Below are 21,931 nucleotides of genomic sequence, written 5' to 3' on the forward strand. Positions count from 1 at the left end.
ATCGTCAAGCTACTTTGCGAACTCAAGTAGCATTTTTTTATATTGAGTAGTTTGTACAAAGTGTGTATGTTAAACAACAAAGGGCCATTTACCGCTAAATTGTTGACTCATGGCCGTACCTTTATACCGCTAGCCTCGCTCGCCATCACAGTGGTTAGCTTGTGCGCCGTGTCTTCGTACGTTTATCACATTGTGATTATTATGGGTTTACAGTAGCGCACTATTATTAGGAGCAGTAAGATTATGGAAAATCAAGGTAACCAAATTCGTCGTAATGACAAAGTATGGGTTAAAACTTACGAAAAGCTTGGTATCCAGTACGATATCGATATGCCAGCTGCCAATACCTCGTTAATCGATATATTTGAGCAGAATTTTACTAAGCACGCTGGTAAAACAGCTTTTGTCTGTATGGATGTCAAGCTCTCCTACGAAGATTTAGATCGCTATAGCAAACAAATCGCTGCCTACTTGCAGTCACTGGGACTGAAAAAAGGCGATAAAGTCGGCGTTATGATGCCAAATATTTTGCAGCTGCCGGTTGCAGTATTGGGTGTGCTGCGTGCTGGCATGACCTTGGTCAATGTCAATCCACTTTATACCTCAAAAGAGCTTGAGCACCAGCTGACAGATTCTGATACCAAAGCATTGTTCATTTTAGAGAACTTTGCCAAAACTTATGAAGATATTGGTAAAAACTTGGTTGACCATGTCGTTGTGACGTCGATGGGCGACTTGATGAGTCCGTTAAAAGGCTTTATTGTCAATATGGTCGTGCGCCATGTGAAAAAATTGGTACCTGATTATAATCTTAAAAATAGCACCAACTTTAAAACGGCACTTAATCGCTTTTCGGCCAAAAAATATAAGCGTCCAGATAACATCTGCCTTGATGATATTGCGGTTTTGCAATATACCGGTGGAACCACAGGCGTCGCCAAAGGCGCGATGCTCACGCATGGCAACTTAGTGGCTAACTTGATTCAGTGTGATACGTATCTTGGTGATGCTTTTGATAAGTTTGAAGGTATGGCTGAGCAGCCTGTCATTATGACTGCCTTGCCGCTATATCATATCTTCTCATTTACGGTTTGCGGCATGTTCGGCTTATATCGCGGCTGTATCGGTCTATTGGTGCCAAACCCACGTGACGGCGCCAGCTTAATCAAAGCTTATAAAGATTACCCACCGGCGTTTTTCCCAGCAGTCAATACCCTATTCAACGCGTTGGCAAATAGTGAGGTATTTAAAGCCTTAGATCATAGCAAGCTTGAGATGTCTATGGGCGGCGGCATGGCGGTTTTAAAAGACACGGCTGACAAATGGCAAAAAATTACCGGTAATGTGATCGTACAAGGTTATGGTCTGTCAGAGACTTCACCTGTGGCGTCAGCAAACCCGGAAGGTACCGGCGAATTCTCAGGTAATATCGGTCTGCCAATGCCTGCGACTGAGATGGCTATCTTGGATGAAGAAGGCAATGAAGTTCCACTTGGCGAGCGCGGCGAAATTTGTGTTCGCGGTCCACAAGTGATGAAAGGCTACTGGAAGCGTGATGATGCCACTGCCGAAGTCATGACCTCTGATGGTTATTTCCGTACTGGTGATATCGGCGTGATGGATGAAGAAGGTTACTTTAAAATCGTTGATCGCAAAAAGAATATGATTTTGGTATCAGGCTTCAACGTTTATCCAAACGAAGTAGAAGATGTGATGTCAGCTCATCCAAAGATTTTAGAATGTGGCGTCATCGGTATCGATGATGAAAAGAGCGGCGAAGTACCGAAGATTTATGTGGTACGTAGTGATGACAGTCTAACGGTTGAAGATGTCCTCGCTTACGGCAAAGAGCATCTAACCGGTTATAAGCGTCCGCGTTATGTTGAATTTATCGATGAGTTGCCAAAATCGAACGTTGGTAAGATTTTACATAAAGATCTACGTGTGCTTGAAGAAAAAAATCATGGTAAATAGTTTACCATCAAGTTTAGAGTAGCTTTTAGCCATCTTTATCGCTGATAGGAATGGCTATAAAAGATGATAAGGTCGCTTGTATAAGCCCTTATCATTTTTTTTATTTTTCTATTATGATTTGCTAGTATCCATAGAGAATTGTCCGCAAAACTGCTATAGTTCGTGCCGATATATTTTGATATTTAACGATAAAAGTGCGTGGTTTTCAGACTTTTTGAGCCCAAAGCCTTCACAAAATTATCGCCATAAAGCGATTGAGTAAGGTCATTTTTAACGGTCTTTATAATAAATACTAAATTTAGTATCAAGGTAATAACTTTTGATTTAAAAAATTTGTGAATGATAAAACCTATTCGCTTATGAGCGAAGAGGCTTCTTATTCACAAGTTTTTGATTTTATAAATGAGTGACTAACGACCACGGTGATTTAATTAGATATATTCTATATTTTAACGGTAATATTTAGGGAAGATTATGACGGACAGTATCAATAAAGAAACCACAGACCATAAAGCTGCGCACAACGCTCAATCAATGGCTGGAACTAACGTATTTCCTACCATGCCGACGATAGCGAGTGACAGACCATGGCTGAGTGCTTATGAGCGCTATGGTATCGAAGCGACGATCGATATGCCAGATGACAGTACATCTTTACTTGAGGTGTTTGAGCGTAACACCAGCCGTTATGGTCAAAAAACTGCCTATATTTGTATGGGTGCGTCCATCACGTTTAAGCAATTAGACTTATACAGTCGTCAAATTGCCAGCTATTTGCAGTCATTAGGCTTGGTTAAAGGCGATAAAGTTGCGGTGATGATGCCCAATATTTTGCAATATCCAATCGTCATGTTAGGTATTATACGTGCCGGTATGATTTTGGTTAACGTCAATCCTTTATATACCAGCCGTGAATTGTCGCATCAACTGCATGATAGTGGTGCCAAAGCTTTATTTATCGTCGAAAACTTCGCCAAGACCTACCAAGACGCTGAAGATAAAGGTCAAGTTAAGCATGTCATCGTTTGTAAGCTTGGTGATATGTTGGGGCTAGTAAAAGGCACTGTGGTTAATCTTGTAGCACGCCATGTTAAAAAGATGATACCCGCGTATCGTTTACCAGAAAGTACCAGCTTTAAGCAGGCATTAAATGCCGTATCAGCCAGCAAATATAAGCGTCCTGATTTGAATTTAAGCGATGTGGCGTTATTGCAATATACGGGCGGTACCACAGGTGTTGCCAAAGGCGCGATGCTTTCGCACGGTAACTTAGTCGCCAATATGCTACAGATTAGCGCGTTGATGAGTAGTGCTTTTGAGGATGATGTGGATTCGGATGATGTTATTTTGACCGCACTACCGCTATACCATGTGTTCTCATTTATGGTTTGTGGCATGTATGGCATGTATGAAGGTTGTGCTGGTTTGTTGATTCCAAATCCGCGTGACCTTGATGGTTTGATTAAAGAGATGGCTAAATATAAACCGGCCTTTATCCCAGCGGTCAATACCTTGTTTAACGGTCTAGTACATAAAGAAGGCTTTGCAGATTTAGATTTTTCTAGCCTAAAAGCCTCTATCGGTGGCGGCATGTCCGTATTACCAAGCGTGGCAAAAGAGTGGCATAAAATTACCGGTCTACCAATTGTTGAAGGCTATGGCTTGTCTGAAACCTCACCAGTAGTTGCCTTTAACCCGATGACCATTGCTGAATTTACTGGTAAGATTGGTATCCCTGCGTCCAGCACTGATATCATTTTGATCGATGATGATGAAAATGTGGTCGCACTAGGTGATCGTGGGGAAATCTGTGTCAAAGGTCCACAAGTCATGATTGGCTATCAAAATCGCCCAGAAGAAACGGCTGAGACCTTTACTGCCAGTGGTTATTTAAAAACGGGCGACATCGGTATCATGGACGAAAAAGGCTTTATTAAAATCGTTGACCGCAAAAAAGATATGATTTTGGTCTCTGGTTTTAACGTCTATCCAAATGAAATCGAAGAAGTCATGAGCGAGCATCCAGCAGTAGTAGAGTGTGGCGCGATTGGTATTCCAAATGATGACCGCGGTGAAGATCCAAAGCTGTTTGTGGTCAAAAAAGGTGAAGTTACCGAGCAAGAACTGCTTGATTTTGGCAAAAAGAACTTGACCGGTTATAAACGTCCGCGTCATATTCAATTCGTTGATGAATTACCAAAATCAAACGTGGGTAAAATCCTGCGTAAAGAATTGCGTAAGATGGAAGGTTTAGAATAACTTTTACGACTATTCTTATCCAAAACAACGGTGCGATAGCTTGTGTGAATCTTGCTATTGCACCGTTGTCACGTTAGGATAACCTAATATTTAGCGCTGTTAGGGCACTCAGTTATCATTTACTTCAAAGTATAAATTTTCTGTAAATACCGACTGGCTAACCAAATAACCATGAATATAAACCTAAACCTTTTATTTTATAACACTGCTTTTACAACCTCGTACTAGGAAATTTTATGCGTATTGACAACCGTGAGCTTAACCAACTTCGTTCAATCAGCTTTGAGCGCCATTATACTAAGCATGCCGAAGGGTCAGTATTGGTCAGCTTTGGCGACACCAAAGTACTGTGCACCGCTAGTGTTGAGTCTGGCGTCCCACGCTGGCTCAAAGGTAAGGGCAAAGGCTGGATCACTGCCGAATATGGCATGCTACCACGCGCGACCAATACCCGTAATCAGCGTGAAGCGGCACGTGGTAAGCAGTCAGGTCGTACGCAAGAAATCCAGCGTTTAATCGGTCGTAGCTTACGTGCCATGATTGATTTGAGCAAGCTTGGTGAAAACACCATTTACCTTGATTGTGATGTCTTGCAAGCCGATGGTGGTACGCGTACTGCTAGTGTGACTGGTGCAGCAATTGCGCTTATTGATGCGTTAGAGAGCATCCAAAAAACCAAAAAACTTAAAGCGGATCCACTAATTGGTTTGGTTGCTGCGGTTTCTGTCGGTATGAAAGATGGCGAAGCATATCTGGATTTGAACTACGAAGAAGATGCCAGCTGTGATACTGACCTAAATGTGGTGATGACCCAAAAAGGCGAATTCATCGAGCTGCAAGGTACGGCAGAAGAAAAGCCATTCACTCGCGCGCAAGCTGATGATATGCTGATTCTTGCCGAAAAAGGTATCGCTGAGCTTATTGCCATGCAAAAAACTGCACTCGGCTGGTAGTAATGTAGGACAGCTATACCGCTTGCTCAACGCTTTTCAATCATCCTCTCACGCTCTTTAACAGGTAGTAACCCATGCTTAAGCTGACTGATGACGGCGCTAAAATTACCTTACAAGGACAGCCCCAAGCATTAGATAATGGGTTGTTTTGGTTTGGCGCGGCGTTATTGGTAGGCGCAGTGGCCGTAGCGCTGGCGATGAGTTTGTTGCCGGTACGATGGTCTATTGGTGCGCTAGCATTGTTGATTATCGGTAGCTTCTTTTTTAATCGGCAACGCCAACAGCGCAAAAAAGCCATGACGGGTGTGATTAATAGCGGCATATTATGGGTACGTGTTGGTGAGCTGGTACATGACAATCAAGGTAAACGTACGCCTATCCAGCTGGCTGACGGCGATAAAATCAGTCTAATTGATGAGCAATTAGAAATCGTTGATGGTGATGCTAAACGTAAGTATCACATTAGCGGCTTTGATAATATCCAAGAAGCCACTGCCACCAAAGCTATCTTACAAGGTCAAGCCCTGACGAAGCGTCATGTCACCATCAAAATGAGCAACGATTAGCGCCTTTATTATTAAAGGAATTTTTAATCCCAAAAGCTTTTTCAACCTGTCTATCTTGCCTCATTCATTTACCGCTTATCCTTATAATTATACCTTTTAGCGCTTACTTAAGAGTGATAAGGCTTGCAGACCCCTGTCCAAATGGTTTATAAGTAAGATTGAAAATCTCATCATACTTATAATTGATACGGTTATCGCTACTACTGTTATTGATACTCTATTGACAAGGAGCTAGTCATGTCGCGTTTGCCCATTTGGTCAATCACAACGTCGTGCAGTGCATTATTGCTTACTCTGGGCGCGGTTGGTCAAGTTCATGCCGATAGCATGAGTAGTCTAATTGCCCAAAAGTCCGCTCAACCCGATTATAGCGCCCGCTATACACCCTCGTACCCTGCTGTCCCTGCTGCTAAAATCAGTACGCGCTCCACTATCCAACGTGCTGGTAACTATCGCTCAAATGCTGCGAATACTCAGCCAGCTGTTAACGCTGCTTATCGTTATCCTGAGGTACAAGCAAAAATGCCGACGGTATTACCGGCATTTTTATCGGGTAATTATGATAATGTCGATAGCGAGTATCTACCGCTATTGAGCAGTGCTGAGACGCAAAGTAGTCTTGCCGCTCGTGAAGTGATTAGCATTGCCCGTAAAATGGCGCTAAACGAGCGTACGATTATTCAAGGCGGCTGCTGGGATTATCTGAATGCCGTGTTTAAACGAGCAGGGGTGACCCGCGACACCATACACAAAGGCACTTACGGTCAAGGTCCTTATGCCAATAGTGGCGAGATTGAAGTCGGTGATTGGCTCTATTATATCAACCATGGCTATAATGGGGTCGAGCATAGTGGCTTGTTTGTAGGCTGGGTTGATGAGCAAGCTAAGCAAGCGTTGATATTAAGCTATGCTGGCGAAAGCCGCCGTGAGCCTGCGCGCTATCGTGTTTATGATTTGAGCAACGTCTATCAAATCATGCGTCCGAACGTTTAATGTAGATTATTAATTGCATGATTTAATACATAGTCGATTCACTATAAACAGAATACGGTATTGCTGGTATGAATTTTTCGAAGCCTCTGTCTGACTAAGTGCACAGCAAGCGAGAAGAATTTATACCAGCAGAATATTGTGACAATCGTATGTATTTTCTTTTGAACTGACTATATTTAATTTATTTAGACATAAAAAAGCGTCCGTCACTTTATTAAGTGATGGACGCTTTTTTATTAAATATTACTTCTATTAAAGCTCATGTTAGAAAGGTTTAACGACCACTAAAATAACAATAATTACTAAAGCAAAGACGGGTACTTCATTAAACCAGCGCCAAAAAACATGCGACTTATATTGTGGCCTATCGACGAGCTTTTTACGATAAAAACCGCAGGCGCCATGATAAGCGGACAATAGAACCACTAAGAAAATCTTTACGTGTAGCCAGCCTTGGGTTTTGTAGACATCCCAGCCTAAAAATACCATCCATAAACCAAAAGCCCAAGTCGCTATCATAGATGGCGTCATGATACCGCGATATAGCTTGCGCTCCATGATAATAAAGCGGTCGTGACTGACCTTGTCATCGCTCATGGCATGGTAGACAAATAAGCGCGGCAAGTAGAAAATTGCTGCAAACCAAGTCACCACTGAAATAATATGTGCTGCTTTAATCCAGTTAAAATAATCTGCCATGCTAGAGTCTCTCTGGTTATTTTTAACAATAATAAATGCGGGCAAGCTTAGCGCAGATTATCTCATAATGGTAGCGTTAAGCCAAAACTACTCCGCCCAAATCAGCCGAAATGACTTGTGATTGATGACCGCTCATAGCGTCCACAACGGGCACATGCTTAGGTGCACGAGGGGCTGCAAACTGCTTCGTCAAACCAAGCTCACGCATCAATCTATTATCACCTGATTGACTGGCATTGCCGGTAGTCAGTAGTTTATCACCATAAAAAAATGAGTTAGCACCCGCCATAAATGCCAATGCTTGCTCAGAATCGGACAAGCTTTCACGTCCAGCAGATAGGCGTACATAGCTGCTCGGACAGCAAATACGCGTCACGGCAATGGTACGAATCCATTCAAGGACTGACAGCTGACCTATTGCAAGCACGCGATCGCCAATCGGTGTTCCTGCAATAGGAACCAATAAGTTAACCGGAATAGATTCAGGTGCTTTGGGCATTTTTAGCAGCTCATGTACCCAGTCGATGCGGTCATCACGGCTTTCACCCATACCGACGATATTACCGCTACAGACATTGATACCTGAATTGCGTACGTTTGCAATAGTATCTAGACGCTCATCATAGCTGCGCGTACTGACCACTTGCTCGTAATAGCTTCTTGAGGTATCCAAGTTATGATTATAATAATCCAGTCCGGCATCCGCCAATTGCGTCGCTTGTTCGGTATCAAGCATTCCCAAAGTCATGCAAGTTTCAAGCCCTAATGCTTTCACTTCTTTGACCAGCTCAACCACATAAGGCATGTCTTTCGCACTTGGATGCTTCCATGCGGCGCCCATACAAAATCGCGATGAGCCAGTGGCTTTTGCGCGTTTGGCAGCGGCAATTACCTTATCGACGTCTATGCGCTTTTCGGCTTGTAGCTTGGTAGTATCACGGTGATGACCGGACTGTGAGCAGTAGCCGCAATCTTCAGGACAGTTGCCAGTTTTGATAGACAATAAGGTGCTAATTTGCACTTCATTGGCGGTGAAATTCTGACGATGGATAGTCTGTGCTTGTAGTAATAAATCCATTAATGGCAAATCGAATAATTGTGCAATCTGCTCGCGACTGTGTTTTTTTATGATTGTTTCAGTCGATTTAGTGGCATCGGTTGTCAATGTCGCTAAAAAGTCATTGTTAGCGTTTATCTGATTATTAAGTGTGTCGCTAGGTTCTGAGATACTAAGTAATCCTGCCATCATATAAATCCTTTTATAAACATAGTAAGCATTAACGTATAAGGTAAGTGTGAATGTATTTTATTTATTTTAATTTTGAGAAAATAAAATTTTAAGCAGTAGAATTTAAAGAAAAAAAAGGTTGCGGTATAGTATACCGCAACCTTTTCAGAAAATCAGAACCCTGCTAAATGGTCAATCAGATCCATATAGCAGCTGCCTGTTTGCTCGATCTATTTACCTAACTATTTTCCCAACTATTTTCCCAACTTGTGCTTAGCAACACCGACCCAATGGTTGGCAAACTGCTGTGCTTTATAAGCGTAAGGTTTGGCTTTTTGGATATATGGTTTATATTCTTCTGGAATGGCTGGCACGATATGTTTGGCAAGCTTATTGAACCACATCATTAGGCTATAATCGCCTTCTATGCTTAAGTTGCCTTCTTGCACGGCAGTCATAAAGGCAGGAAGATTACCTTTGGTTAAAAGCTTAACGCCTGTCATCGAGTCTTTGAAGTTAATAGTAAGGTCGGCTGCTTTAGCATGACCACTATGTTGGCTAAATTGACCATTATCGAAGCTAAAATGACGCGCAACATCAGATTCAGTACTGGCAAACTCAATCGTTACTTTACGATCCGCAAATAGCGCTTTGACATCTTCGTTATCGCTATCAGCAAGCATAGACAAACGATAACCAATCACCGTCAACAAAACATCTAATGGATCAGACTTGATATCTAAAACAGGTACAGTAAACATAATCGAACTCCTAAAGAATGAGAAATGAGACGCAAAATAATGGGTACTTTATAACAATTTTTGCGACAAATATATAATTACATTATAAACGATTGCTAGGTGTCAATTCTTTAGTAGTTACGTAGAGAGCTTTAAGTATCTTGTAACATTCGATGACGTTAGCAGGATAGGCACATTCTCAATGAAAGCGTGGCTGATAATCGTCATCATAGACAGGCGTGTGCTCAATATAGCGTGCCGCTTCCAATTCTCGCTGCTTCTTGATGGACTGACTGACATCTTCATAACGCAGCGCCCGATATAACACCCAAGCGCCTAGCGGCAGCCAACTGATACCCATTGCGACCACGTAATTGTGCCATTCTGATAACACAAACCAATGCGTTAATAAGCTATCAATGACTTCAACGGCTAACCAATATAACATCCCACCGAACAGATACCATAGTAACCAGCGCTGCGACGATAAAGCAAGCGCCACGACTGAGCCTATAAGTAGACCATAACCCAATATTGCACTTGTGCTCCACGGCTCACTACCAAAAGTGGAAAGTATCATTAATAACATTGTTCATCTCGCTCTTCATAAGGTGAATTCCAACAAGGCTATTATGGAAGTTTAAAACACAAAGCTAAAGAGGCTGAGGGCGACTTTGCGACAACAGCTGACGTTTGGTTTTTTAGATTGATTTATAAAAACACACGGTAAATTTTGCAGCGACAGCCATTAAAAAAGCGCCACAATGATGGGCGCTTTTTTAATAAAAGTAGAACAAATTTCTTAAGGACGAATACTACGGCGACCCCAAAATGCTAATGCTGTCACTAATATGGCACCCAATAGCATCAAACCTAAAGTGGTCAACCAATGCGCGCCAGTAGGATACTGCCATGGCATGACGTTATTGATTGCTTCGCTGTTTAGTGTACCTAGGGCATCGGTTTTCCATGGCCATACTTTGACTAAGGAGCCCGCGATAAAACCAATCAGCAAGGCTAGCGTTGCTTGATAATAACGCGATAGTAACCATTTGAGCATGCGGGTAAATAGCAACAGTCCCGTTGCCATACCAGCAACGACAGTAAAGATAATGGCAAAGTTCAAGGTATGTACGGCTTCAAGTACCGTATTATAAGCGCCCATTAATAGTAAAATAAACGAGCCTGATATACCAGGTAGTATCATCGCGCAAATAGCAATAGCGCCGGCAAAGAACAGATAGGGTAAGCTTGGCGTGGTAGTCATTAAAGGCAGACTACTGATGATGACAGCGCTACCCATCCCAAGCAGAAACAATAGCGCCCGTCCGATATTCCAGCGCTTAATCTCAGTTAATAACAGAAAAACTGTCGCGATAACCAAACCAAAAAAGAAAGACCAAATCATCAAAGGCTCATTGTCCAGTAAATGCTTGATCATACCGGCTAACGTTACAAGACTGGTGGCGATACCGAGCAATAAGCACAATAAAAAAGTGGCATCGACTTGTCGCCATACTGCCAGTAAGCCTTTGATACCGCCTTCTTGCCGAAATATTTGCCAAAGATTTGGACCAATACTACTTAAGGCATTAATTAAGCGCTCGTAAATACCAGCAATCAGCGCGATCGTACCGCCAGAAACACCCGGTACAATATCAGCTGCGCCCATAGCGATACCCTTGACGTAGACACCCAATAGCTGCTTTGGATTATCATTATAAATAGGCGTGCTGTCTTTAACTAAATGTTCGTTATTTAAGTGCTGTTTATCTAAAGCTTGCTTATCTAAATCATCGGAAGATGACGGCGCATCTGGCCGTGGTGATTGTGATGCCGTCATGGACATTCCTTTCTTGTTTGACAATGTAAAAGTGAGGGTAACGTTTGGCGGCATAATAGCACCAAAAACACCGTATAAAAGAGAGAGTAAACTACAAAAGCTAGGTCAATGAAAAATACATTAGCCTAGCTTATTATTAGCAGTCTGTAATCGTTATTTGCTACGGGCGAATGCCGGATAGCCAAGCGCATAAAGTGTGCCTTCAAGCCCTGTGACATTGACGGCCGCATCTGCGCGCGCTTGTACGATAGGTTTGGCATTAAAAGCCACGCCCAAATCAGCCAGTGCCATCATGGGCAAATCATTGGCGCCATCACCGATGCAGACCACTTGCGACATTGTAATACCCAAGCGCTCAGCAGTATGAGCGACGATAGCCGCTTTCTTAGCACCATTAATAATAGGCAGTTGCACATGACCGGTTACTTCGCCCTCTTCGATATCTAAAGGATTGGCATGCACTTCATCGATACCCAATTGCTCAGCGATATAACGGGCAAAATAGGTAAAACCACCTGATACCAATACCGTATGGTAGCCTAAGGCTTTAAGCGCGCTGATAGTAGTGCGAGCGCCTGTCGATAAGGTTAAGCGTGTGCAAATCTCATCAAGTACGCTGGTTGGGATGCCCTGTAATAGTGCTACACGCTGAGCAAAAGATTCGTCAAAATCCATTTCACCGCGCATCGCCGCCTCAGTGATGATTTCTACTTGCTCGCCAATCCCTGCTGTTTTTGCCAGCTCAACGATGACTTCTTGTTCAATTAACGTAGAGTCCATGTCAAAGCAAGCAAGCTTATGGGTGCGCAGCATATGACCAACCGATAGGATATGACAGTCGACGACATCCAATTGGTCGCTCGTTATTGAACTTTGAGCGTTTTTATAGTCTTCAGTCAAGTCGCGACGCAACCGCGTGGTCAATTGATCGTCAATGATATGGGCTGCTGCCGTTTTTTTAGCAGGATGCATCAAGGTATCAGTAACCGGTACCAGCAAATAGCGGAAAACTTGCACATCGATAAACGAGGGTTTGGCAAATGTTTGCGCCGTGTCTGTATCAGCAATCTCAATATCTACAAAATTTGCATCGGCATCTTCTGCCACCGTAACCAGATGCCAATTTGGCTGCTCATCGACCCATGACTGCACATATTGATGGATGTCGAGCGAGGATACATGCGTCGGCAGTACCACAATCAAGGCAAAAATGGGCAAGGATTGTAGCGCATCGAAATCCTGTAAATTAGTACCCTCTGGTAATAGCGAGGCCACAGAATCGACGGCTTGTTGCCATGCTTTGCTGTCTTTTGGTAACGAGTAAGATGTATTTTTTAGCATCGCTCAATTGTCCCTTGTATGCTGGTATAAGATTAGGAATAATAACAGTTTTACTCGGCAGCGCCTATAGATGAGGCGCAAAGTATCACAGCCGGATAGAAACACCCGTCACGTCCAAAAAGGTCGGTAGAATAAAAGAAACGTATTACTATAAATTTATGATACTAGCTAACGCCATAACCCTTACTATGGTGATATAGTAGGCTTAAATGAGCGGGCGAGTGCTTAATAAGTACTTGATAAATGCTTGACCCAAACATACTTGCACAACAAATCTACTGTACGATGGCAGCGTCTCATAAATAGTCTTTATTTAAATAAGGATTCATTTAGACGATGCGGTATTAAATTAAGCAAATATAGCGACATATTCTTCTAAAAAATGAGCCAACGCCTCGTTTTTTAATTCCATTTATCCAAAAAAGTTTAACATATCATGACCTATTTAGCGCCGCGGCAAGGGTTGTTTGCCATTATTCTTCTGGTTAGTTTTTGTTTGCAAACTCTATTGTTGGTCATCAGCACCGATCAACAGCTGAGCAACAGTCGTGCGCAAAAAGGCGAGCAAATGGTCGCTCAGCTCATTGATGAAGCACGGCTATCTTTAGAAAATAAAGACCGTGTCAGTTTGAGTGTCATTGCCAATCGCTATACCAGCGAGCAGGATGTGACCCGTATACTAATCAAAGACAATAATGGCGATATATTAGTGCCCGTCGGCAATGCGCCAATGCAGCAAGGCGACACGATTAGCCAAATCGCCACCAAAGGCGATGCGGTTATCGGTAGTGTGGCGTTGACCCTAAAAGATATTAGCAAAGGCGAAATCATTGCGATGCAATGGCCGTTTGTCATTGGAACGATGCTGCTACATTTATTGCTATGGCTCATTTATAGTTACATTGCGCGCCCTACTAGGGATCAAATCAACGCCATTAGCCGTGATGTCCAAGACTTGCATCGCGAGCAATATAAACAATTCGATCAGCGCGGCTACGATCGTGAATTGGAACGTCGTCAATCAGCGCCTACTGCTGCTCAGAAGGAAACTGGCGAGAGTGATGGTTTGGGGTATGATGTTGATAGTCTTTTAGATAGCCAGCTTAACCCTCAAGCAGATGCCAGTGCGCTACATAACCCTTTATCTAATACTCGAAAATTAGACATTCATAGTGCCGTAAATCAGTATGTAAGAACACAGCAGAATCAAGATACAGCGCTCGATGCTAATGACACTGGTGCCGATGCTGTTAATACGACTGAAAGCCATGCGATCAATCACGCAGTAGATAGTAGTCAAAACGGTGCGAATGGCATTAATAGTAGCAATCAATCTCATAATGCCTCTCGATTGTCTGCCACGCGGCCATTTGATAGTATCAGCGTACAAATTGTATTTCATGACGAATTTAATATGCTTGAGCGCTTAGCACCGTCTCAGCGCCTGCCTTATTTAGCATTATGTACGCAGCTATTGAATCAAGCGGTGACTGAATTACTCAAACAGCCATTGTTGCTGGGTGTGAGCGCATTGAATGAGCCATACTTTGATGAAAGTGGCGCTTATGTGATGCTCAAGGCAGACAATAGCCACGCAAAAGTGGCCTTAGCAGGTGTCATGTTGGGTAAGCTGTATTTGATGCTCAATAAAATCATTCATGATAAGCACATCGAGTTATCACGATTTGCTCTGCCAGCAAAAGCTGGGGTGAGTGATAATGCTCAAGTCGAGGCCATGAGTCAGCTGTTAGAAAGCGTGGGTAAAAAAGAGCAGATGCTCATCTTGCTCCCCAATGGCGGTCTCAAACAAATCAGTAATCATGTACAAGTACAAAGTGTCATGCGTCCAACGACTGTTTATGAGCGTGAGTGTGCGATATTTGATGGCGGCAATGATGCCATGATTCAGCGTTTAGCAGATGTGCGTAACGCGGTACTGATGATTGAAGAGGCAGCAGAGTAGGTGTAAATAGCTCCTTTAGCTTAACCAAAGCCTCTACAATTGCCTGTGCGATAATCGTTATCTTTATCTTGGTATTTACTCATAAATCAGTCATAGTGATAAAAAGGATTGACAACGCCTAGTAGAGACTTTATAAGGCATATATATAACGATATATTTTTAATACACTTGCCTAAAAACGATAGGAGTTTGTCATGAGTGATGCTGATATTGATGACGATTTTGATGATGATTTTGTCGACGATGACGATGCAAAGATGGTAGAAGAAGCCGAGACGAGTGTGCGTACGCGCTTAAGCAGTCTTGAAAAACGCCGTTTGATCGATAATTTGCTAGAAGAAAAACGTTTGGCTAAAGAGCTAAAAGACGATCTTGACGATATAGATAATTTCGATGAAGACGGTGATGATTGGGACGATGACGATATTTAATTCGTCATTTAAGCGGTAGAGTTTTCGCTTAAATACTCAGTAAAACCACTTCTTAATAAGTGATAATGACCTAATTGGTATTAGCTAACCATCGTTAACTAATGATCCTCAGTTGACTGTGCTAAGCTGGTTGTATTCTATTTTTGACAATGGCCTTTCAACCAGCCCTCTTCAATAAGCTTACTTTATCAAAGTTTATTTGGATTTATTTTCTGAATTCAAATAAATGTCATCCTTATATTTCCTACCATTTTGTATTTAACACATTATTTATTGCGCTTGACGCAAGCTATCCTCCAAGGACAACCACACGATGAATAACCAACTAAGTTTCGATGAATTATTAGATTATTTAGACAATGAAGAAAGTCAGTTTGTGCTCGATAGTGTCGCCACCCATGGTTTTTTGACCGCGACCGTCATTGGACGTCCGCTGCCTAATTGGTTGGAGGCATTGTTTGAAGGTCATGTGAGCGAGATTCCAGCAAACGTGATTGATGGTATTCAGCGCTGGCGTGAGTCTATTATTGCTGAGCTAAAAAACGAGACGCCTATTGAGCTGCCGTTTGGTGAAGATGCGGGCAATGAAGAAGTGGCGGTCGACTTTTCTGATGATTCAGATATCGTTGCTTGGTCGATTGGGTTCGTCGATGCGATGTATGGCGATGAAGCCAGTGATTGGATGGAAAACGAAGAGACAGCAGAAGATGTGGCAGTCTTGACCTTGCCGATGATTGTGTTGAGCGGTATTGATGACGAAGATCCAGACCTTATCGAGATGCGTAAGGATCAAGATAAAATGGCGCAAATGGCCAATAGTATTGAAGGCAATCTGACTGAGCTGTTTTTATTGTTTCATACCAACGACTAGGGCGAACTATAGACGTTGTTTTTAATCCAGATAACTCACAGATAAGGCAGTATTATGACCGTGCAACTCTCCAACCTTGAGTACTTGCCAAACTACCAGATAACAGAGCGCTTAGATGTGGTTTATGGCAGTACCGTGCGCTCAAAGCACGTCGGTAAAGACTTGTTTGCTGGTCTAAAAAACATCGTTGGCGGCGAGCTGACCGCCTATACCGAACTGTTAGAAGAATCGCGTCAAGAGGCGATAGATCGTATGGTGGTAAAGGCAGAAGCCTTGGGCGCTGACGCGGTCGTTGGCTTGCGGTTTTCGACGTCTAGCATTGCGCAAGGAGCTTCCGAGCTTTTTGTTTACGGTACCGCTGTCAAAGTTGTACGCGTGCAACAACAGTCTGCGTCGCCTCAGCCTCCGAGCGACCATTACGGTCATACGCATTATCAACAGCCAGCGCAAGCGCCTGCTCAATCACCCACTACGACGCCAGCAGCTACGGATGAATTACCACGTTTCAACCCTTTTGGTGAATGAGCCACTGCTTAAAGCACTGATTTAAAGCACTGATGTAAAGTACTGGTTTAAAGCAACGATGGTTTTTGATGACAAGAGACGTCCCATGAATAACTCTCTCAGCCAAATGCTGATGAACTATGCACCGCTTATCGTCCTGTTTGTGGTGGGTTGGTTTTTTGGTGCGCGTCATGAACGTCAGCATCTCGCACAGTTAGTACTTGCAGAAAAATCCCTAAGTCATATTATTGTATCCACTGAGCGTTTTTATCAGCCAGCGCTTGCTGATAATACACAAGGCGATCTGGTGCTTGGCAGCGTCGTTATCGCGCAAGATTACTTTAAAATGGTTATTGCTCGTGTTTTGAGTCTATTTGGCAAAAACCTAACTACTTACGAGACCTTACTTGATCGCGCCCGCCGCGAGGCAGTAGTACGTATGCGCACCCAAGCGCAGGCTAAAGGCTATAACCATATTTATGGTCTACGTTTCGAGGTGAGTAACATCAACCAATTAGGTAGCATGGTCGAAGCCATTGCTTACGGTACGGCAGTTATGAGCAGCGAGCACGCCTAGAGCATTGTTGTTTTATGGGAATTAGGCAATTTTTATTCAGATTTATTTATACTTAACATCCTGCATTAATTTATATTTCACACCAATGCTCGCCTTATAAAAGGCAATACTATGTTGCTCTTAAAAATAATTTTTGGACTCATGTTAATGTATGCTTTTTTTAGGATAGTAACATGGTTGAATGATGCTAATAATCATGAGAGTATATCGATTTGGCTGTCAGAGCATCTTGACAGTAGCGATAAAGGTGACAGCGGTTCTGATGGCAGTGGCTCTTCTAGTAGTGACAGTGGCTCTAGTGGTAGTGACGGTGGAGGCGGCGGTGATTAGAAAGTGATTACCAGCGAGTTAAAAAATCTGTAATGCGCCATTAAGAGCTTAACGCCGACGCGCATTTATCCGCGCTACTTTATCTTGCTCCTCATCTTCAGCTTGTTCTTTTACTTTTTCGATATCAAATAAGAACGTTCGGTTTTTAAGTACGGCGACAAACACCACGCCGCCTATCGTATTGCCGACCAGTACGACCACTAAAAACCATAAATAGCTCATTAAGCTGACAGTATTGCCGTACATTAAGGCAGAAAATACCTCTATATTGCCAACGATACTATGATGCAAACCCAAAAAGCCAATACTACCGGTAATCAGGGTGACTAGTACGATACGGCTAAGGGTATCGCGCGCCGAAGTCACAAGCCACGCTGCCACACCCATCATCCAACCAGCCAATATCGAGCTACCGAATATTACCCACCACTCAAAGTCTAAAACATGCTGCGCATAGGCATCAATATTAGCGACGGTAAACAGCTGCATGTTAATACCTAAGCCAATCATTAATGCTGCAAACAGACAACCGCCGACGATATTACCAGCAATGACAATTCCCCAAAGCCGTAGCAGCTTATGTAAAGGTTGGATTTTATTGAGTACCGGCAAGCTCAAAAGCGAGGTTTGCTCAGTAAATAATAGCGACTGACCAATGACGACAATAATAAAGCCGATTGGATACAGCAATGAGGCGAGTACGATGGTGTATTGACTGGGTAGCACGCCACTGAGGAGCGCAAAAGCGGATAAAATCATAAAAAAGCTAATGCCAATCTCAAGTCCTGCAGTAAAAGCACTGGTAAATAGCGAGCCAAGCGAGCGCTCAAAAGTTTCTTTGGCATCCATGACCTGCTCAACCAATATACTGGCATAGCTTTTAGGCGCGCTAAGATTATCATCGCCAGCGACTTCTTTGATAGAGGCTTTGTCTTCATCGCTAATGCCTTCAGAAAAATCCTCATCTTCTAAATGCTCAGTGGCATGTGTATCGCTGTCTGCATTATCTTTGTCTTCTTTATGAGCAGAATCATTGCTACGCTGCTGTCCATCTTCAGCATTATGATCATGGTTGGTCGCAGCACGAGTAAAACGCTTATCGTCTACATTGTCAGCCTGAGAGTTGTTCTTATGCTCGGTATCTTGGGACACGGTCAGCTCGCTGTTTATCAGATAGTGATTTTAATATAAAGATGTCGTCTATATTTTATAGCATGACTGTATTTTATAGCATGGCTACGACTGATTGTGTTGAGAGTTCAGTCGATTGGGGGTGTTAATTGTCTCATACAGTTTTTCAAAGCTGATAAATTACCTTAGCATCTAACAAAATCCTGCTATCTGCGTTAAAATCACTCTACTAATTATTTCATCTATTTTTAACTTATTTATTCGGCCACATTCATTATTAATAAAAGACCATTCTATTATGAGCAATCCTAATACCGACACTAACACTAAGACCAACCTGACCCAATCTATCCAAGCAGCGCTAAGCCAACTTGAACACGCCTACAATCCTGCAGAGGTTGAGGCTGGCATGTATCAAGGCTGGGAAGAAAGCGGTTATTTTAAGCCGAGCTTTGATAAAGATGAGTCTTTCTCTATCGCCCTACCACCGCCAAACGTGACTGGTTCGCTGCATATGGGTCATGGCTTTAATAATGCCATTATGGATGCGCTAACGCGTTATCACCGCATGGATGGCGACAATACGCTTTGGCAACCGGGTACGGATCATGCAGGTATTGCAACCCAAATGGTCGTTGAGCGTCGTTTGGAAGCTGAAGGTATCAAACGCCGTGATATGACTCGTGAAGACTTCATCGGTAAAGTCTGGGAATGGAAAGAAGAGTCGGGCGACAATATCACCCGTCAGATTCGCCGTTTGGGTAGCTCGGTCGATTGGTCGCGTGAGCGCTTCACTATGGATGATGGTTTATCAAATGCCGTTAAAGAAGTATTCGTCCGTCTTTTCGATGATGGCTTAATTTATCGCGGTAAGCGTTTGGTCAATTGGGATCCAAAGTTCCAAACCGCACTATCGGATTTAGAAGTCGAAAACCATGACGAAAAAGGCAGCTTGTGGCATTTCCGTTATCATTTCACCGATAAAGATATCACTACCCAAGATGGTAAAAACTATCTGATCGTCGCAACCACACGCCCTGAAACTTTATTGGGTGATACCGCTGTCGCGGTCAATCCAAGTGATGAGCGTTATGCACATTTGGTTGGTAAAACGATTACTTTACCAATTACTGGTCGCGTTGTACCTATCGTTGCTGATGATTATGTCGAAAAAGACTTTGGTACAGGCTGTGTAAAAATCACCCCTGCCCATGACTTTAATGACTATGAATTGGGTCGTCGTCATAACTTGCCACTCATTAATATCCTTGATGAGCGCGCCAATATTTTACCAGCGATGGAAGTGTATCCCGACCTGCAAACGCGTGAGCCAGAGCTTGAAACCACACCAAGTGAATATGCTGGACTTGAGCGTTTTGCCGCGCGTAAAATTTTAGTGGCGCAAGCAGGCGAGCAGGGTTGGTTAGAGGAAATAGAAGACTACGCCCTTAAAGCACCGCGCGCTGAGCGTGGCGGTACGATCGTTGAGCCGTGGTTGACCGATCAGTGGTATGTGGCAGTCAATAAACTTGCTAAGCCTGCGATTGATGCAGTAGAAAATGGCAGTATTGAGTTTGTGCCGGCGCAATATAAAAACATGTATATGTCGTGGATGACTGATTTGCAAGACTGGTGTATCAGTCGTCAGCTCTGGTGGGGACATCGTATCCCAGCTTGGTATGACGACGCGACAGGTGAGATTTATGTCGCTCGCGATGAAGCCGAAGTGCGCACAAAATATAATCTAAGCGACGACGTAAAATTACGCCAAGACGATGACGTACTTGATACGTGGTTTAGTTCCGGTCTTTGGACGTTTAGTACGCTTGATTGGGCGGACGTCAACGCTGATCCGCGCGTGCTGAAAACCTTTCACCCGACCAGCGTGTTGGTTACCGGTTTTGACATTATCTTCTTTTGGGTTGCACGCATGATCATGATGACCATGCACTTTGTGAAAAATGAAGATGGCACGCCGCAAGTACCGTTTAAAACCGTTTATGTTCATGGTTTGGTACGTGATGGTAACGGTCAGAAGATGTCCAAATCTAAAGGTAACGTCTTAGATCCAATCGATCTTATCGATGGTATTGATTTGGAAACGCTGGTTGAAAAACGCACCAGCAATATGATGAGTCCAAAAGACGCGGCGAAAATTGAAAAGCAAACCCGTAAAGAGTTCCCTGAAGGCATTCCAGCATTTGGTACCGATGCGCTACGCTTTACCTTTACCTCGCTTGCCAGTACCGGTCGCGATATTAACTTTGATTTAAAGCGTGTCGAGGGCTATCGTAATTTTTGTAATAAAATCTGGAACGCCAGCCGCTTTGTGCTGATGAACTGTGTCGACAAAGAAGACAATGCCCAAGCGATTGACCAAGCCGCCAATCCAGAGGTTTGGGAATTACCAGAAAAATGGATTATGAGTCGTTTGAACTCAACGGTTGCCAATATTCATCAGCATTTTGCCCAGTATCGTCTCGATATGGTCAGCCATGATATCTATGAATTTATCTGGAATGAATACTGTGACTGGTATGTTGAGCTTGCCAAAGCCAGCCTAAATGATGACTCGGTGTCAAGCGAGCGTAAAGCGCAAATTCGCTATGTACTGTTGCATGTGCTTGAGACGGCGCTACGCTTTAGCCATCCAATCATGCCGTATCTGACCGAGCAAATCTGGCAAACCATCGCGCCGTTATTGGGTCGCAAAAATACTGATAGCATCGTGATCGCTGATTATCCACAAACCGATAATGCACAGATTAACGCGCAAGTTGAAGCCGATATGGCGTGGCTACAACAGCTCATCGCTAGTGTGCGTAATATCCGTGGTGAGATGAAACTGGGTAATGCGGTACGTCTGCCAGTATTGCTACAAAATATCTCGGCAGCGGAAGACGCGCGTCTATCGCGTATCGCCAATCAGTTTAAGGCGCTGGCTAAAGTAGAGAGCCTAGAGATACTAAAAGAAGGTGATGACGTGCCACTATCATCATCTAGTATGATTGGGCAGCTGCGCGTCCTTGTCCCAATGAAAGGTCTGATTGATCCTACTGCTGAGCTGGCTCGTCTGGGCAAGTCATATGATAAGTTGAAAGGTCAAGCTGAAGGTATCTCACGCAAATTAGGCAATGAAGGCTTTGTCAGTAAAGCACCTGTAGAAGTAGTCGATGCTGAAAAGGCTAAATTGGCTGAGCTAGAAGGGCAGCTGACGGCGATGACAGCGCAGATGGAAGAGTTGAAGGCGTTGTAAAATCAAATAAGCATATTAATACCTGTAATTTTATCCTAAAAACACCATCATAAATCTATGATGGTGTTTTTTTATCGTTTATACGACTGGCAATAAATTTTATGTCTCAGGTTGTTCTTTGTATTCAGGATTTAATCAATTAAAAATACTATATAAAATAGTAGATCATGGGCGTTACTAATTAGAATCAATATGTGTATATTGCATATTGTTTTAACATCTTTTCAAGTCTTGTCTAAAAAATTGAATAATTTGAAATGCTATTTTAAGGA

General features: G+C 43.1%; 19 protein-coding genes. 12 read left to right on the forward strand and 7 right to left on the reverse strand.

From position 1 onward, the window contains the following. Positions 1–243: 243 nt before the first annotated feature. The 5 genes from EPB74_RS11925 to EPB74_RS11945 all read left to right on the forward strand — a co-directional run bounded on the left by EPB74_RS11925 (position 244) and on the right by EPB74_RS11945 (position 6,745). Entirely contained in the window at positions 244–1,974 is a 1,731-nt protein-coding gene (locus tag EPB74_RS11925; protein ID WP_079692659.1) for an AMP-binding protein, read from the forward strand. A 474-nt stretch (positions 1,975–2,448) separates the two neighbouring features. Next, positions 2,449–4,233 carry an AMP-binding protein gene (locus EPB74_RS11930; RefSeq protein ID WP_274904361.1) on the forward strand — a complete coding sequence of 595 codons (1,785 nt, stop codon included), beginning with the start codon at positions 2,449–2,451 and terminating at the stop codon, positions 4,231–4,233. Between the two features lie 236 nt (positions 4,234–4,469). Further along, positions 4,470–5,186: a ribonuclease PH gene (rph, locus tag EPB74_RS11935; RefSeq protein ID WP_079692657.1), complete on the forward strand. Its 717-nt coding sequence runs from the start codon at positions 4,470–4,472 to the stop codon at positions 5,184–5,186. A gap of 74 nt (positions 5,187–5,260) precedes the next feature. Continuing rightward, positions 5,261–5,752, forward strand: a complete 492-nt coding sequence (locus EPB74_RS11940) for a hypothetical protein (protein ID WP_274904362.1) — start codon at positions 5,261–5,263, stop codon at positions 5,750–5,752. 237 nt (positions 5,753–5,989) lie between these two features. Further along, the gene (locus EPB74_RS11945; RefSeq protein WP_274904363.1) at positions 5,990–6,745 is read left to right on the forward strand and encodes a hypothetical protein; all 756 of its coding nucleotides are present in this window, start codon (positions 5,990–5,992) and stop codon (positions 6,743–6,745) included. A 264-nt stretch (positions 6,746–7,009) separates the two neighbouring features. On the opposite strand, the gene hemJ is transcribed toward EPB74_RS11945, so the two are convergent. The 6 genes from hemJ to serB all read right to left on the reverse strand — a co-directional run bounded on the left by hemJ (position 7,010) and on the right by serB (position 12,596). Further along, positions 7,010–7,444: a protoporphyrinogen oxidase HemJ gene (gene hemJ, locus EPB74_RS11950; protein ID WP_079692654.1), complete on the reverse strand. Its 435-nt coding sequence runs from the start codon at positions 7,442–7,444 to the stop codon at positions 7,010–7,012. A 76-nt stretch (positions 7,445–7,520) separates the two neighbouring features. After that, entirely contained in the window at positions 7,521–8,690 is a 1,170-nt protein-coding gene (gene bioB / locus EPB74_RS11955; RefSeq protein WP_274904365.1) for a biotin synthase BioB, read from the reverse strand. A gap of 236 nt (positions 8,691–8,926) precedes the next feature. Then, the gene (locus EPB74_RS11960) at positions 8,927–9,433 is read right to left on the reverse strand and encodes an SCP2 sterol-binding domain-containing protein (RefSeq protein ID WP_079692652.1); all 507 of its coding nucleotides are present in this window, start codon (positions 9,431–9,433) and stop codon (positions 8,927–8,929) included. Between the two features lie 178 nt (positions 9,434–9,611). Further along, positions 9,612–9,992, reverse strand: a complete 381-nt coding sequence (gene aciT, locus EPB74_RS11965; RefSeq protein WP_227516795.1) for an AciT family ciprofloxacin tolerance protein — start codon at positions 9,990–9,992, stop codon at positions 9,612–9,614. A 222-nt stretch (positions 9,993–10,214) separates the two neighbouring features. Beyond that, complete coding sequence (locus EPB74_RS11970) at positions 10,215–11,255, reverse strand: DUF368 domain-containing protein (RefSeq protein WP_274904368.1); 1,041 nt, start codon at positions 11,253–11,255, stop codon at positions 10,215–10,217. Between the two features lie 153 nt (positions 11,256–11,408). After that, positions 11,409–12,596, reverse strand: coding sequence for a phosphoserine phosphatase SerB (gene serB / locus EPB74_RS11975; RefSeq protein ID WP_274904370.1), 1,188 nt, complete (start codon positions 12,594–12,596; stop codon positions 11,409–11,411). 436 nt (positions 12,597–13,032) lie between these two features. On the opposite strand from serB, the gene EPB74_RS11980 reads away from it, so the two are divergent. The 6 genes from EPB74_RS11980 to EPB74_RS12005 all read left to right on the forward strand — a co-directional run bounded on the left by EPB74_RS11980 (position 13,033) and on the right by EPB74_RS12005 (position 17,272). Then, complete coding sequence (locus tag EPB74_RS11980) at positions 13,033–14,559, forward strand: hypothetical protein (protein WP_274904371.1); 1,527 nt, start codon at positions 13,033–13,035, stop codon at positions 14,557–14,559. A 194-nt stretch (positions 14,560–14,753) separates the two neighbouring features. Further along, positions 14,754–14,990 carry a PA3496 family putative envelope integrity protein gene (locus tag EPB74_RS11985; protein ID WP_079692647.1) on the forward strand — a complete coding sequence of 79 codons (237 nt, stop codon included), beginning with the start codon at positions 14,754–14,756 and terminating at the stop codon, positions 14,988–14,990. A gap of 313 nt (positions 14,991–15,303) precedes the next feature. Continuing rightward, positions 15,304–15,861 carry a YecA/YgfB family protein gene (locus tag EPB74_RS11990; RefSeq protein ID WP_079692646.1) on the forward strand — a complete coding sequence of 186 codons (558 nt, stop codon included), beginning with the start codon at positions 15,304–15,306 and terminating at the stop codon, positions 15,859–15,861. Between the two features lie 54 nt (positions 15,862–15,915). Beyond that, entirely contained in the window at positions 15,916–16,386 is a 471-nt protein-coding gene (locus EPB74_RS11995) for a YbjQ family protein (protein ID WP_089554541.1), read from the forward strand. A gap of 85 nt (positions 16,387–16,471) precedes the next feature. Continuing rightward, positions 16,472–16,942: a YbjQ family protein gene (locus tag EPB74_RS12000; protein ID WP_274904373.1), complete on the forward strand. Its 471-nt coding sequence runs from the start codon at positions 16,472–16,474 to the stop codon at positions 16,940–16,942. Between the two features lie 177 nt (positions 16,943–17,119). Beyond that, positions 17,120–17,272, forward strand: coding sequence for a hypothetical protein (locus EPB74_RS12005; protein WP_171996355.1), 153 nt, complete (start codon positions 17,120–17,122; stop codon positions 17,270–17,272). Between the two features lie 48 nt (positions 17,273–17,320). Here EPB74_RS12005 and EPB74_RS12010 read toward each other — a convergent pair whose 3' ends face one another. After that, the gene (locus EPB74_RS12010; RefSeq protein ID WP_274904375.1) at positions 17,321–18,424 is read right to left on the reverse strand and encodes a formate/nitrite transporter family protein; all 1,104 of its coding nucleotides are present in this window, start codon (positions 18,422–18,424) and stop codon (positions 17,321–17,323) included. Between the two features lie 277 nt (positions 18,425–18,701). Between EPB74_RS12010 and EPB74_RS12015 the strand changes: the two genes are divergently transcribed. Next, the gene (locus EPB74_RS12015; protein WP_274904377.1) at positions 18,702–21,659 is read left to right on the forward strand and encodes a valine--tRNA ligase; all 2,958 of its coding nucleotides are present in this window, start codon (positions 18,702–18,704) and stop codon (positions 21,657–21,659) included. Positions 21,660–21,931: the final 272 nt, after the last annotated feature.

The organism is Psychrobacter sp. DAB_AL62B (genome assembly GCF_028895345.1).
Classification (GTDB): domain Bacteria; phylum Pseudomonadota; class Gammaproteobacteria; order Pseudomonadales; family Moraxellaceae; genus Psychrobacter.